The following is a 14,660-nucleotide window of genomic DNA, read 5'->3' on the forward strand; positions in this document are numbered from 1 at the left end:
ACAATTCCTTAATACTTAACGTGCGGCAGAACGGAGACCTTAGCCGGTTGAGGTCCTTTAGGCAGGCCCTTCTGCTGCCATACCAAGTCACAAATACCATCTGTAGGGCTGAACCCGGTTGGAGTATCCAGCAAGATCTCCCTTATTCTCTCATGTTTAAAGTTGTGGCAAGCTTCATCCAGCTGAACAAGTACCGCCTCCAACTCACTCCAAGGAAGATACACCTCTGAAGCAGTCATTATTCTTTCGTGCTCCGTACCAGTAACATTATCACCTATCAAAAGCTCCTCATAAAGCTTCTCACCCGGTCTCAAACCAGTAAACTCAATAGAGATATCACCATCAGGGTTAACATCATCCTTTACATCAAATCCACTGAGGCGAATCATCTTTTTCGCCAAGTCGACAATTTTTACTGATTTTCCCATATCAAGAACAAATACATCTCCACCTTTACCCATGGCGCCAGCCTGAATAACAAGTTGGGATGCTTCTGGTATAGTCATAAAAAAACGTGTAATTTCCGGATGCGTAACGGTAATAGGACCACCATTAGCAATTTGCTTTCGGAACAATGGCACCACAGAACCACTCGAGCCTAAGACATTACCAAACCTCACCATACAAAAACGGGTTTCTGTATCAGTTTTGGCCAAGGCTTGCAGAACTAACTCAGCCATGCGCTTAGTTGTCCCCATTACATTAGTTGGTCTTACCGCTTTATCAGTAGAAACAAGAACAAAAGTATCTACTTTAGCTTCTATTGCTGCGCGGGCTGTGAAAAAAGTGCCAAAGACATTATTCCTTACTCCTTCGACAACATTATGCTCAACTAGAGGGACATGCTTGTAAGCAGCGGCGTGGTACACTGTGTTAACAGCAAATGCCTCCATTACCATTTTCACTCGATTCTCTCGCTGAACAGAACCGATTATAGGAAATATTTCAACTGATGAAGCTAGACTTTGACTAAGTGAATTAAGTTCTTTCTCAATCGAGTACAATGCAAACTCAGACACTTCAAAAAGGACCAGCTTTTTGGGGGAAAATTTCAATATCTGGCGACAGAGTTCTGAACCAATCGAGCCTCCAGCTCCAGTTACCATCACCACTCTCCCGGTGATATTGGCACTCATAAGATCATCTCTAGGCTCGACAGAATCACGGCCCAGAAGATCTTCAATGTCAACTTCTTTTACATCACTAAACAACTTCTCTCCACTGACAAGATCAGCCACAGCTGGTAATGTCATGACTTTCACCCGAAGAGGTTCTAGGAAGGACAAAACTTGCTGACGTCTTTGCCGAGATGCACTAGGTATAGCTAACAGTATGCGAGTGACAGAGTGCTCTCTCAATAAATCAGACACCATAGATGGAGAATAAACATAAAGACCTTGTATAACAGTACCTTGCAAAGATGGGTCATCATCCACAAAAGCCACAGGTGAATATTCGTGGCTTTGTGCCAAAGCTATAGCTGTCTGTCGGCCACTAACTCCCGCTCCATAAATAACGACATGTTCACCGTTTCTAGTCATACCCGCACCAACCACGGAGCGAATCAATGCGCGAGAGCCACCTACGAAAACCAGAGAAAATGCAGAGTAAATAAATGGAAGAGTTCTCGGTAAATCCACCCCCGTATAGTAAGCAATCAATACCATAACGGTTGCAGAGGCAACAACTCCCCAAAGAATAGCCATAAATGCTTGGGCACTGAGAAATCGGATAACGGCTCGATACAACCCTAATTTAACAAAAAAAATAATACTAATAGGACAGACTGCTATTATCAATTTCCAATAGGCATAGTTAGTTAAAACTGAAAGAACATCCATTCTAGCTAAAACTGCCAGCCAAAAAGAAAGCAAAATAAATACCGTGTCAAGCAACACACTTACAATGCGCTTTTTGGTTCGGCTAAGAGAAAAAAGAAGTTTTATAAAATCCATGTTTCCTCCTAAACTGACCAATATTAGTTCTTAACTCTATCACCTTGACCTCGACCAGAAAAGGTCAACAAAATATATCGGAAATAATCCTTTAGAGACATGGATGCGATCATCTTCTGATCCGTTTCAGCAAGAAGGACAGGAGTGGACATATCGATATCACTTACCTGCGCGAGTCCAGTTATACCTGGTGGTACATTATAGACTCCCCTTGTCTCTCTTTCATAAATCAACTCTTCTTGATTGAAAAGGTTTGGCCTGGGACCAACGAGACTCATATCACCTTTAAGTACATTCCATAACTGTGGAAGTTCATCTAGCTTACTACGTCGAAGAAATTTACCGAAACGAGTTATCGAGGAGAAGCTAGCGAGATGACTTGCAACTGAAGCAGTATCTTTATGCATTGTTCTAAACTTAACCAACACAAAAGGTTTTTTATGTTTACCCACACGTTCCTGCTTAAATAAAGGAGACCCTGTATCGAAGTAGCCGACAACTGTAATGATAAGAAAAAATGGGAGTCCTAATATCAAACCCATCAAGGAAAAGAAAACATCGAACAAACGAAGCATAAAGCACCTATGAATTTAATTAAATGTTCTCCGAATCCCTTCACGAAGAGATACCGGTGCTTCCCAGCCTAGCAAGGCTGTAGTTGGTGAAAGATCAATCTGTAGATTTCCACAAACTTTATCGAAGACAGCTTTTTTTCTCATGACAGAAAATATTCGACTTAGCAACTTGTGTGGAACAGGAAGTAAAACACTACGCCCTCTACTTTCCTTTTTAATTATCTTAATAAAAACAGATGTGGAGACATCATCACCATCACTAACTAAAAAAACACCATTTTTCGCTCTTGGATGATATGTACATAAGAAAATAAAATCAGATAAATTATCAACGTAAATAAAACTTCTCAGATTATCTATAGCACCAAATGGTAAGACTAATGGCAGCCTTGCAAATCTAACTAGCACACTAAAGTTTCCCGGCGCCTCTTTTCCATAAATCAAGGGGGGTCGGATTATAACGATCTCTAGCTCAGAACTTGCAGCCACTTCCATCAACTGACGTTCAGCCTCTAGTTTAGATATCGTATAATTATCATGCGGCTGAGGCTCATCGTCAAAACGAAAAGGCGCTTTTGAGTTATGACCGTTAACACCAATACTACTGATAAAAACAAACCTTTTTACTCCGGCTAATACTGCCTGACGGGCTAATGCAATTGTCCCTTCGATATTAATTTTATCAATTTCACTTTTACTTGCAACTTGGGCATTACTATGAGCTAAAGCGGCAGCATGGACAATTACATCAATCCCCTTCAATGATTCACTCCAAGAGTCACTAGGAATTGCCAAATCTATATATATAGATGAGCTGGGTTGATCTCTCACCAGGTCTTTATTTCGGCTTGCAATATAGGTTTTCACTGAAGGTTGTTTATCAAAGAGATGTTTTACGGACTTCCCCAAAAATCCCGTTGCGCCGGTTAGAAGTACATTCATAACTTAGAACCTAGTTTTTCAAAAAAAGAGGCTGTGCTTTTTTCTCTTATATATTCTCGCTCTATTTTTTCACTATTTTCAATGGAAATCCGTTGATAAAGAGCTTTATCTGCCACATTTTTTATCGCATCTACTAGCGCCATAGGATTATCCGGTTCGATAACAATATTATTATCAAACTCTTTAAGTATTCTTTGCGCCTGGTCAATCCCTCCATATATTATATATTTACCTGTGGAAAGATACTCATAAAGCTTAGACGGCATCGCACCAGAATATTCTCGGCTGAGCTGAGCATAAAGAATATCAGTCTTACAATAAAGCGATGGAATTTCAGACCAGTCAACACGCCCCAGAATTCTAACATTTTTCAGTTTTTTTGTTTTACTGTAAGCTTCGATACGAGCGTGATCCGTTCCAGCTCCAGCAATCACAAAATCTACCTCTGGAAGCAGTTCAGCCGCATCCAACAGCACGGTAAGGTTCTGTGCTATGCCGACATTGCCTGCATAAGTCACTGTCAATCTCCGTTTACCCACCATAGATTTCTGCTGCAAAGGCTTCAACTGTCGAAATTGTTTATTTGATACTCCATTAGAATTCTTTATGACCTTATCAAAAGGTTGACCATAATCACTAGTAATTGTCGAATACTCAGTATCATTGGTAACTGCTATGAAATTGGATTCATGAAATCTTTTACGGGCAATGATTTTAAAAACAAATTTAGCTAGTCGATAAACTGGGTTTTTATCAGGCAAGTATTCCCATGTAAGGTCTCGCACGTCTATACAAACTTTCGCCGCACTGAGGATCCGAGTATTAAAAAGTAGGAACATCGAAGGAATTGTAATTACTATGATTCCTTCGGAAACTTCCTTTACCTTTTTCAGAATAGCTGTTGAGTGTTTATACTCTCTCCAAGCACGTTCAATGAACCCCCGCCCATAGTCCGGTTTCTCTATAAAGATGCTATTAAAAGAATCGCTAATGGATAATTTAACAGGTGCACAATCACCTGAAACAACATTTACCTCGTAACCGGCATCCAATGCAATATCGATCATAGGCTGAAGTCTATTCTTTATCACTGGCTCGCTGCTTAACGGATATGTTGTAACGATAGTTATTTTTTTCATATTTATGATCTATCTTTACCAATCTAAGTGATAGTTCATGATGTTAGATGTAAATGACACCTTGATTACCTTATTAGGTACAATATCACCAAACCCCCTAAACCAAAATGCATCAGAAACAGAAATTAAAGCATCCCCTCGGCAGGAAAAAAGGACTCGATTATTGGAAAACTCCAGTTCGATAATACCCGAATCTCGTTTTCGGAAATTCACATCAGGATGGAGATAAAAATAGGCAACCTTGTCTATATCTTTGCCGGGGTCGATAACATCAACAATATGAAGACTATCAGGTAGAAAATGCCAACTCCGTTGATGAACTGAGGGTTTTCGAAACCGAGAATAGCCATCATGGCTCGCCATAATATTTTTTGCATATCCATCGATAGTTACAGTTCGGCTTAAAATTTTAGCCCGCTGACCTACCCTGAATCCTGACCAAACATCAGAGCTATTTCGATCGCCAATTACCAAGGTATTGTGACTCTGAGTAGCTCTCTGTAACTCCCTTTGGCCACCCAATCCATACTCAGAGGTACCAGAGTTAACAAAGACCCTGTGTCCATTGACACTCAGTTCAAAACTAAGTGTATCTGCATGCGCATGCCCTGGCTGGTAGTTTGGTCCCACTTCCGCAGCATCAACAATAAGCCGAGTTCCAGAGTCTTGTGAAACAGAGATATAGCCAGTCTCTCTCAAATCTCTGATTTCTAAATCTTTATTAATATCCAATTTAATGCCAAGCTCTAAAGCATAGTTCACTAATTCTTTATAGCTTCTGGCAACACCAAAACTACTATCATTAAAAAATGAAATTTCACCATCTGGATGGACCATTGCTCCCAACCAATTCAAGCCCGCTTGTATTCGTTGATTCAATGCATCTTTCAGCGAGCTAAGTTCAATTAACCCGGCGACAACTACCAGCTGATAAACATCGAGTAAATCTTCTAGTAAGATGGAATGATACATAGGGCTAAGCTCAAAATGCCCGCCATCTTCTAAAAACTGCTCGGTCATCTCTCTATCAAAAATAGAGAGCCCCAATTGCAAGGCTTCTTGACCTAAAGGACCTTCAAGAAAGGCTCCACTGAAAAGTAATGCTTTGGCATTGGCAAACAAATGATTAGCCAGCAGATGGTACTCCAATCTTTGAGAGAGAAATAAAACCTGCTGATTAATACTAGCCAGAATTTTAGCTTCTTTTATACCGATACGATTACACCACTTTATCCAGTTAACCAAACGCAACGATAGAGTATAAGGCTCCCAGCCATTCCCATGGCCTACAGGATTATTATCAATCCAGTTGAGTATCAGCTCTAGTTGCTCCGCCCAACGTACAGAGCTATCAGCTGCATTTAGATCATCGAAATAATGCAAATTATACAGCCAAAGCTTATCTTTCTGAATACTATTCCAATCCTCTGGCGCCTTCACGTAGCCTTTTTTATTGAGGAAGACGAATTCACCATTACCCAAATAGGAACGCGGAAAACGAGTTCCTAACTGCCACGGCCAGGATCTTGACTTACTATCGAAAACACTTCCAATCTGTTTGGGCTTACTAAAGCGATACTTCATGCGATAATAAAGCTGTTCCCAACGAAGAGGTTTAACCGTATGGTATAAACGATGTATTTTTCCTAACGATATCATCTCAGTCTTTTTGTTCTCTCAAAAGCTTCGCTACTTCAATAGTTATTCTGGCCACTTCAAATATTTCATCTGCGCTAATAGGCGTATTACCGCCTGCGGCAATGGCATCCAAAAAAGCACTTGCACAGGCTTTTTGTCCCTTATCTTGACGCCATAGGTTCATTTTTTTGAAGCCAGGCCAGCCAAATCCCTTCATTTTTCGGAAGTTGTCCAACTGCAGCACCCGCCCGGCGCAGAACACCTCAACACGCTCCTTGGGGAAACTGGCGGCACCATTTGCCAAATAGTGAATAGTACCGAAAGAGCCGTCAGCAAATCCCAAGGTGATAACGGCCTTGTCTTCAGTTATTCCTATGCCATCAACATCGCCCATACGTCGTGCTTGTACTGAAATTATCGGACTGTCAGCCAGGAAACGCATCAAATCAATAAAGTGACAGGCTTCGCCAATGATACGGCCACCGCCAATTTGAGTGTCCTGAGTCCAATGATCTGCAGGAATGGCACCGGCATTCATGGTCATAATAAAAGACTTAGGCTCCGTCACCGCCTTCAGCAATTGCTTTATTTTTTGGATCTGAGGGGAAAACCTCCGGTTAAATCCAACCATAAGATGAGGCGCCTTACCTTGACTGTAAGCGTCTTTATAAGACTGTTCGACAACATCCAACCCATTAATATCTATCGCAAGTGGTTTTTCGACAAAGACATGCTTTCCTGCCACCAGAGCTTTACTGACAAAAAGAGCATGGCTGTCATGACGGGTTACAATAGCCACCGTATTGACCAGCTCGTTTTCGAGCAGTGCATCAAGGTCCGTGGATGCTTCGCTAAAACCCGCTTTATTGCCGTGGACCACGCCGTTCAGGCCCCCGGAGGTCACTATGCTGTACAGTTGCGCACCAGCGCCCTTGAAAGCCGGAATAAGAATACGAGAGGCGTAGTTACCCGCACCAATAAAGCCCACAACGGGCTTTGCCCCATCAAATTTCTGATCATGCAACTTCACACTGGAAACCAATCTAGGCGCGAGATCACTACCGTAGCTAAGCAGGATCCCGAGAGCACTGCGGTCAGATGTTAATAACTCGTAGGCAGCAGGGGCGTGTTCAAAATCAAACCGTTTAGAAATCAAAGGCTTAACATCAATTCGCTCAGACGCCATCATATCGAGAACGGCTTCAAAGTTTCGCTGCTCAGTCCAACGCACAAATCCTAGAGGGTAGTCCTGCCCTTGTTCTTCATAAGCAACATCGTAACGACCCGGGCCGTAGGAGCAGGAAACCTGGAAACTCAGTTCTTTTTCATAAAAGTCAGCACGGTTCAACTCAAGGCCCGTGACCCCGACCAACACAATACGACCACGCTTACGTGACATCCGGGCTGCTTGGGTTACAGGATCATTAGTCTTAGTAGACGCCGTAATAATAACAGCATCGACACCTTTACCTCTGCTGAAAGCCATGCCTGCTGCTACTGGATCCTCACCCCTCCCTGGATTGCAGGTATCGGCGCCGAAAGCGTGGGCCAGCGCCAACTTATGTTCATCAAAATCGATGGCCAGTACACGACACCCCTGTGCTCTTAGCAGCTGTACTGTCAGCAAGCCGATGAGCCCAACACCAGTCACCACAACTGACTCTCCCAGCGTCGGCTGAGCTAAACGCATGCCCTGCAAGCCGATACTGGCGACGACTGTGAAAGCAGCTTCTTCGTCAGATACCTCATCTGGGATCTTGGCGCATAAGTTCTTACCAACCCGCACAACATCTGCATGGGCGCCATTGGATACCACACGATCCCCTGCCTTGAATTCTTCTGCCCCTCGGCCAACCTCCTGTACCACGCCCACATTGCAGTAGCCTAAGGGCAGTGGTTGAGCCAATTTTGATTGGACGGCATCTATCGTGGTCATCAGTCCATCGGTCTTGACCTTTTCCAATACCATCTTCACTCTTTCCGGCTGCTGACGTGCCTTGTCCAGATAGCTGGCCTTACCAAAACCAACCAGCATACGCTCTGTACCGGCTGATATCAGACTAACTTTACTGGCAATCAACAGACTATTGGCCTTTGCATGAGGTGCCGGCGCATCCACCAAAATGGTTTGTCCATCCTTAAGATCTTGTAATACAGCTTTCATCATCACACTCACACAAATTAGAAGATAAAATTTAGCGTTTAAAGGTTAGTAACCTCTGAGTTTTCCGCTCGATTAAAAACAAAAAAAACGACAACACAATTACTAAAAGTATAGCGCTGGTAAAAGCCAACCACTTATTTACAAAATTACTTAATTGGTTTATCAGGATATATCCTATATTTTGATGGCACAAATATATTGGATAACTAAGACCACCAAGAATTTTGTAGTCTACTTTTCCAAGTCCGAAAAAATCCCCCCCCTTTTCGATACCATAAAAAATAGAATACGAAACAAGAATAAAAAAAATTGATGCCGAGTGTTCAAACACAGAATTGAACTCTAGACTCAAATTGTCCATTTGCTCATTCATTTGGTAAATAGAGAGACCAATACACGCTGTCAAAATCAGATATTTTAAATTTCCAACTTTACCTTTCATGGACAAATAAAACACAATCCCGGCCGAAAAATAGCATGAGTAATCTGTCAAAAATACGACATTAAATATCTTTGAAAAAGAAAAAAACTTACTCATGAATGAGATAAACAGAAAAATCACGATATAGAATGTTATGTTCTTAACACTTCTAGTGGAAATCAACACCCAACACCAGAAGTAGAAAATTATTTCGTATGATAAGGTCCAATATACGCCATCAATATCTTTCACACCGAGAAATTTTTGAAACATTGTAATATTAATAAGAATTTGACTCAGGGACAAATTCAATGCTCCGAGGCCAAACTCCAAAATAAAAAAAGATGTCATTAGTACCGCGATTATATACGCAGGATACAATCTTCTAGCTCTAGAGAAAACAAACTCGAGCGGCCTTTTTTTCTCTATTGATAGAAAAATAACAAATCCACTTATTATAAAAAACAGTTGAACACCAAGATAGCCATACTTGAATAAAAACCCAATCTCATCATAATTAACACTTAAATATGAATCACCTTGACTCCCTCTAAAGAGATAATGAAAAAGAACGACAATGATCGCTGCTAAAAACCTTAATAAATCAAGTATTTTTAATCTATTCATTTCATTATCGCTATTTTTGTCTTAGTGATTACCATTAGCCACTTGGAAAATAAAAACATAAAAGAACAGTATACGATAAAAACCGTAATATCAGCTAGATGGAATACTCCTTCAACAAGTAAGTTTAAAATAAACAAACAAAATGTTGTTAAAATAGGTATCGCCAAATAGCTTTTTGAAATTACATTCCAGACAGTTAATATCGCTATCGAGAAAAAAAATGAGAACAAAGGGAAGAAATATTTACTAAAAATCATCAACGACATTGCGACTATCCCGGGAGATCGATAGTCACCATCTCTGTAGACTCCAACTAAGTTGTTCGTAAAGAAAAGACTTAATCCCTTACTTTCTATCTCGGTAAAAAAATACTGATAGGAATCAACCCGGTTACTAATGAAGTGTTCAAAGTACCAAACACCTTCTGCGCCAATAATTCTATTGGTCATTCTGAACAACGACTCGCCCAATATACTAAAGACATTTCCATCTAAGAGGTCTTGAAATGCAAGGAATATAGCATCATGGTAATCCGTTCCTTTCAGTAGATATCCTCGTATTGAAGTGAAGTAGGAGTATGAAATTGCAATAATAAAAAAAGATAACAAAATAAAAAATATCTTTTTCTTTGTTATCAGTCCTTGAAGTGACCAAAAGGAAAAACAAAGGAATATAAAGTAAATAAGTCCAGACTTGCTTCCCGAAATCAATGACAATGACACATAATGAACAAATAATGAAAGTAATGAAAAAAACTGAAATCTACTATTTTTAACATCCGAAAAGATCCACGCAAAATAGATAAGTAATCCCGGTATTATTATCTCTTGCGTTCGAAACATTAGAGTGAATAATAAACCTGTCTGGGCATTATCTTTACCCATAACGCCGACTCCTAGCGACGCCCTAACTAAAGTTAATATTACACTTAAAGTAAAAATAAAAATCACCATCAACTTAGAAAGTGAAATAAACCGACTGCTATGTAATATTTTTTTATCTTGCGATGGTTTTTTTATATTGAAAAACAAAAATGGAATTGAGAAAAACAAGAAAAAAACAGATATGAAAAACATAGAGTTTTCAATATCAGGCTTTTCAATAAAATACCATTCTTTATATATGCTAGATATTTTGACACTGTCATCTATTATGCTTAACGTATACACTGTTTTATATATGTAGCCAAAAATAAATACAAACAACATTAAATGTAATGGCAGGGTTTCTAACTTTGAGTTTAGAGATTTATTAAGAACGACAATAAATATGACCGAAGATATCAATAAACTCATTGGATATACAACGTCACTATCCCTAACCGTGATGAAAAAGGACGCTATAAAAAAAGATAAGAAGAGGAAGTTGATCAGTATTTTTTTCAAGAGTCAGCCTCATTCGATAGGCGACCTTTTACCAGGGAAAAATCGACATTATTAAGAGATAGGTCTTTCATACATACAGGCTTTCCACACCCCATAATAAAACCGCGCCGGTAACAGGGAGCACAATCCAAGGCCAGGGTAACGATCTGGAGCTTGTCGGAATAAGGCCCTGTGTAGTGAGGATCGGTTGGGCCATAAAGCCCCACCACTGTAGTGTCCACCGCCGATGCCATATGGGACAGGCCATTGCAGTTGGCTACCAGCTTATCGGCACTGTTAAGCAGGTTCAGGGTATCACCGAGGGACAATTGGCCGGTCAGATCGTAAAAGCACGGGTGTAGTCCAGCCTTAGCCGCGATGACTGCGCCCAAGGGCTCTTCCCCTGAGCCGCCCAACACCACCACAGAGCGGCCTTGCTCCAGCAGTTTTACGGCCAAGTCCGCATACTTCTCGATAGGCCAGCGCTTGTGCTTTTCCACTTCACCTGAACCGGGCGCCAGACAAATGGCATTGGCGTCCAGCAGACCGGGAAAGCGCGCCCGCAACTCCTCAAGAATGCTTGCGTTGGGGTTGAAAGGCGGAAAGCGGGGCTTAACGGCAGGCCGGGATATTCCCTGCCATGAAGCCAAAGCCTGCAGATAGATGTCGTTATTCAATACAACCTTGTGGGCCGGCTGACCTTTGCGCCAGTTAAAGTGATTCAGCCAGGCCAGCTTGCCACCGTGTCCAACCCGGTAACGGGCACCGCTGAAAAAGGCCAGCAAATTGTACCTGACCTCGCTTACCCCTATAGCTGGCATTATCATATCGGCTTTCAGCTTTCTTAGCGCCACGAGAAAGCCGAAATAGCCTCGGATACCTTGCTGGGCATAATCTTGAAAGTGAATGAATCGCAAAGCGCCATTTTTCGGTACAAACATCTGCCTGACCAATTCGGCTTCCAGCTTGGATTTGACAGTAAGAGATATGCGGAAACCATCTTGGTCAATCTCCCGCAACATTGGCAAGGTCATCACCATGTCACCTAAGCCATGGGTGTTGAGAACGTGGATATGTTTTGAATTCATGCAAAAATCCTGTACTTCTTTCTACTTTGCATGAGCGCCGATAAGCACACTACAAACAGGTTGATAACCAATAACCCTAACACGAAGCCGCTGAGGGAGATTTCAACATTAAAAAAACTAGTGGTCATGATGAAGATCAAATACAAGCTGGACTTCAAGAAAGACATGGATGCTACCAACCAGTTCATCCGCTCAAACATCTGCCATTTGGCGTTGAACATGGTGTAAATGACTTCCAAAGCGCCAACCAGAATAAATAGGAATAATGATTCCCTGGAAAAATCGATGCTGTGATAAATCAAGGTAATCATTGCGTAGCCGAACAACATGGAAAAGGCCACAAAGCCAGCCAAAAGCCAGTAGAACCATTTTTCCGCCTTCAAGTATTGTCCATAAGCGCTCAGGATCTTTGGCTGCGCAGTGCGGATCAATATGTCAAAGAACTGGAAAACCAGTTGATAGAAGAGAGCGAAGAAAATGGACAGCTGCCCGATCTCCGCTGCCGGCAGCAAAAAGCTGGCCAGGAAAACCAAGCCCCCCCGTGTGACCAACAGGCTTAAATTATTGATAAAGTAAGCCATGGACGATCTGACCAGACTACCAAGTTGTGCAGTTCCCCACACCACGCTATCGTAATCAATCTCACATTTGCGTTTGCAAACATGGCTGGCATAGAAACCGGACAACAGGAAAACGGTGCTGTGAATACCCAACAACACCATTACCGGCGCTCCCAACAGTGCGCCTGTCAGCACCGCCAAAAAAGCCACGGCATAAGTAGCAGCTTCAAGGGACTTTCGTAGATGAAATAGTTCATAGGCCGATAACAAGGCGAGGAAGGGAATAAAGAGCGACCGCGCCAGCACCAGCAGATAAAACAGTAACAACCAGCGAAGGTTCAGAACGGTCAAGACAGGTGAGATTTGGCTGATGGCCGCAAAAACCGCGAGGAAAGCCAGAGCGACCAAGGTAAACAGCAATACCGCGTTACCAACCAACCGGTTGTTTTCTGCCACGGCGCCCGGCTTGCCCCGGCGCTCGATAAAGACCCGTAGCAGGTACTGGCCCACCCCGAGATCGGACAAGGTGAAAAATAACGATAAACTCAGCAACACCGACCAGGTGGCAAAGTCCGTACTGTCCAGGGTATTGGCCAAGTAGGTCGTCAAAGCAAAAGCAAAAGCGGCCTTCACAGCGAAGGCCAGATTACTCAGTAATAACGAACGTAGCATCAGACAGTTACCCTGCTTCGAAGCAGGCTTCTTCTACACGGTCACAGAGATAGTGGCCAATAACCAGATGAGCCTCTTGAATATGAGCCGTCACCTTATTGGGGACAACAATGGCCACATCCGCCAGTTCCTTGATGCGACCGCCATCACGTCCCAGCAGCGCCAGGGTTCGTATACCATTTGCCTTGGCCCACTTTAACGCCAACTCGACGTTCTCGCTATTACCCGAAGTACTGATCCCGACAACGACGTCGTTGGCGCTGGCCAGGGCTTCGACCTGTCTGGCAAAGACCGTTGCATATTCATAGTCGTTACTATGGGCAGTCAGCAAAGAGGAATCCGTTGTCAATGCCAGAGACGCTATGGGTTTGCGGTTACGGGTGTAGCGCACCATGAGTTCCGCCGCATAATGCTGCGCGTCGGCTGCGCTGCCACCGTTCCCCATCCACAATACCTTGCCACCAGAAAGGGCTGAACCAATCAGCAAATCCGCGGCCGCTTCCACCTCAGTGGCACAGCAGCTAAGGGACTGTATGGCTTCCAAATGGCCGTTGACTGCTTGCTCAAACGTCATCTTTATTCCTTACCAATTTCAGCCAGATAAGCAGAAACGCCCTGCTCTACATTCATGAATGGTTTGTCGTAACCTACAGCTCTCAGCGCAGAGATATCGGCTTGCGTGAAACTTTGATAACAATCCTTAAGCTTCTCGGGAAAATCGACATATTCTATTTCCCCCTCTCCCCAGAAATCGATAACCGCTCTGGCGACATCATTAAAGGGCTGCGCTTTACCTGTCCCCAGGTTGAAAATTCCCTGGGCCTGTGGGTGCTCAAGGAACCACAATACAACTGAAGCGACATCCCTTACGTAAACGAAGTCACGCTTTTGTTCACCAGGCTGGTAGCCATCGTGGGCACCGAAAAGCTTAACGACACCGGCGTCTCGAATCTGGTTGTAGTTATGAAAAGCAACAGAAGCCATGCTTCCCTTGTTTTGTTCTCCAGGGCCATATACGTTGAAAAAACGAAAACCGGCCACTTGGTTGCCAACAGGATTGTTTCTGACAAACTCGTCAAAGAGCCATTTGGAATAGCCATAGACGTTTAGCGGCCCCTCGTACTGCTCTTCTTCCTTGAACACCTCTGTAGCCCCATATACCGCTGCCGACGACGCATACAGAAACGGAATGTTCTGCTGTCGGCAGAACTCGAAGAGCTGCTTGGAGTACTCGTAATTGTTGCGCATCATATATTGGCCATCCCATTCCGTGGTGGCGGAACAAGCTCCCATATGCACTATGGCTCTGACTTTTTCTTGATAATGGCCTTGCTCAAGCTGGACCAGAAAATCCTGACGGTCTTGGTAGTCGGCTATCTTGCAGCCCACCAGATTTGAGAATTTCTTGCCGTTTTTCAGGTGATCAACCACCAGAATATCGCGAACGCCTTTGGCGTTGAGCATTTTAATAATATTCGAGCCAATAAAACCGGCACCGCCGGTTACAATAATCAT

The 14,660-nt window shown here is 42.8% G+C and carries 12 protein-coding genes; all 12 read right to left on the minus strand.

The window, feature by feature from the left end:
* Positions 1-8 precede the first annotated feature (8 nt).
* The 12 genes from AC22G1_RS12570 to rfaD all read right to left on the minus strand — a co-directional run bounded on the left by AC22G1_RS12570 (position 9) and on the right by rfaD (position 14,660).
* A complete protein-coding gene (locus AC22G1_RS12570; protein ID WP_487313685.1) occupies positions 9-1,955 on the minus strand; it encodes a polysaccharide biosynthesis protein in 1,947 nt (648 codons plus the stop codon).
* Between the two features lie 23 nt (positions 1,956-1,978).
* Positions 1,979-2,530, minus strand: a complete 552-nt coding sequence (locus AC22G1_RS12575; protein WP_487313686.1) for a sugar transferase — start codon at positions 2,528-2,530, stop codon at positions 1,979-1,981.
* Positions 2,531-2,545: 15 nt separating this feature from the next.
* Positions 2,546-3,472 (minus strand): NAD-dependent epimerase/dehydratase family protein, encoded by a 927-nt coding sequence (locus AC22G1_RS12580; protein ID WP_487313687.1) that lies wholly within the window; start codon positions 3,470-3,472, stop codon positions 2,546-2,548.
* Positions 3,469-4,539 (minus strand): glycosyltransferase, encoded by a 1,071-nt coding sequence (locus tag AC22G1_RS12585; protein ID WP_487313688.1) that lies wholly within the window; start codon positions 4,537-4,539, stop codon positions 3,469-3,471. The genes AC22G1_RS12580 and AC22G1_RS12585 overlap by 4 nt, the downstream gene beginning before the upstream one ends.
* Positions 4,540-4,626: 87 nt before the next feature.
* On the minus strand, positions 4,627-6,195 hold the full coding sequence (locus tag AC22G1_RS12590) for a heparinase II/III family protein (protein WP_487313689.1): 1,569 nt from the start codon (positions 6,193-6,195) through the stop codon (positions 4,627-4,629).
* A gap of 76 nt (positions 6,196-6,271) precedes the next feature.
* A complete protein-coding gene (locus AC22G1_RS12595; RefSeq protein WP_487313690.1) occupies positions 6,272-8,413 on the minus strand; it encodes a bi-domain-containing oxidoreductase in 2,142 nt (713 codons plus the stop codon).
* A gap of 31 nt (positions 8,414-8,444) precedes the next feature.
* Positions 8,445-9,461 (minus strand): acyltransferase family protein, encoded by a 1,017-nt coding sequence (locus tag AC22G1_RS12600; RefSeq protein WP_487313691.1) that lies wholly within the window; start codon positions 9,459-9,461, stop codon positions 8,445-8,447.
* Entirely contained in the window at positions 9,458-10,756 is a 1,299-nt protein-coding gene (locus AC22G1_RS12605; protein ID WP_487313692.1) for a hypothetical protein, read from the minus strand. The genes AC22G1_RS12600 and AC22G1_RS12605 overlap by 4 nt, the downstream gene beginning before the upstream one ends.
* A gap of 86 nt (positions 10,757-10,842) precedes the next feature.
* Complete coding sequence (locus tag AC22G1_RS12610; RefSeq protein WP_487313693.1) at positions 10,843-11,913, minus strand: glycosyltransferase family 9 protein; 1,071 nt, start codon at positions 11,911-11,913, stop codon at positions 10,843-10,845.
* On the minus strand, positions 11,910-13,145 hold the full coding sequence (locus AC22G1_RS12615; protein ID WP_487313694.1) for a hypothetical protein: 1,236 nt from the start codon (positions 13,143-13,145) through the stop codon (positions 11,910-11,912). The genes AC22G1_RS12610 and AC22G1_RS12615 overlap by 4 nt, the downstream gene beginning before the upstream one ends.
* Positions 13,146-13,152: 7 nt before the next feature.
* Positions 13,153-13,719 (minus strand): D-sedoheptulose-7-phosphate isomerase, encoded by a 567-nt coding sequence (locus tag AC22G1_RS12620; protein WP_487313695.1) that lies wholly within the window; start codon positions 13,717-13,719, stop codon positions 13,153-13,155.
* Between the two features lie 2 nt (positions 13,720-13,721).
* Complete coding sequence (rfaD, locus tag AC22G1_RS12625; RefSeq protein ID WP_487313696.1) at positions 13,722-14,660, minus strand: ADP-glyceromanno-heptose 6-epimerase; 939 nt, start codon at positions 14,658-14,660, stop codon at positions 13,722-13,724.

The organism is Gallaecimonas zhanjiangensis (genome assembly GCF_057624825.1).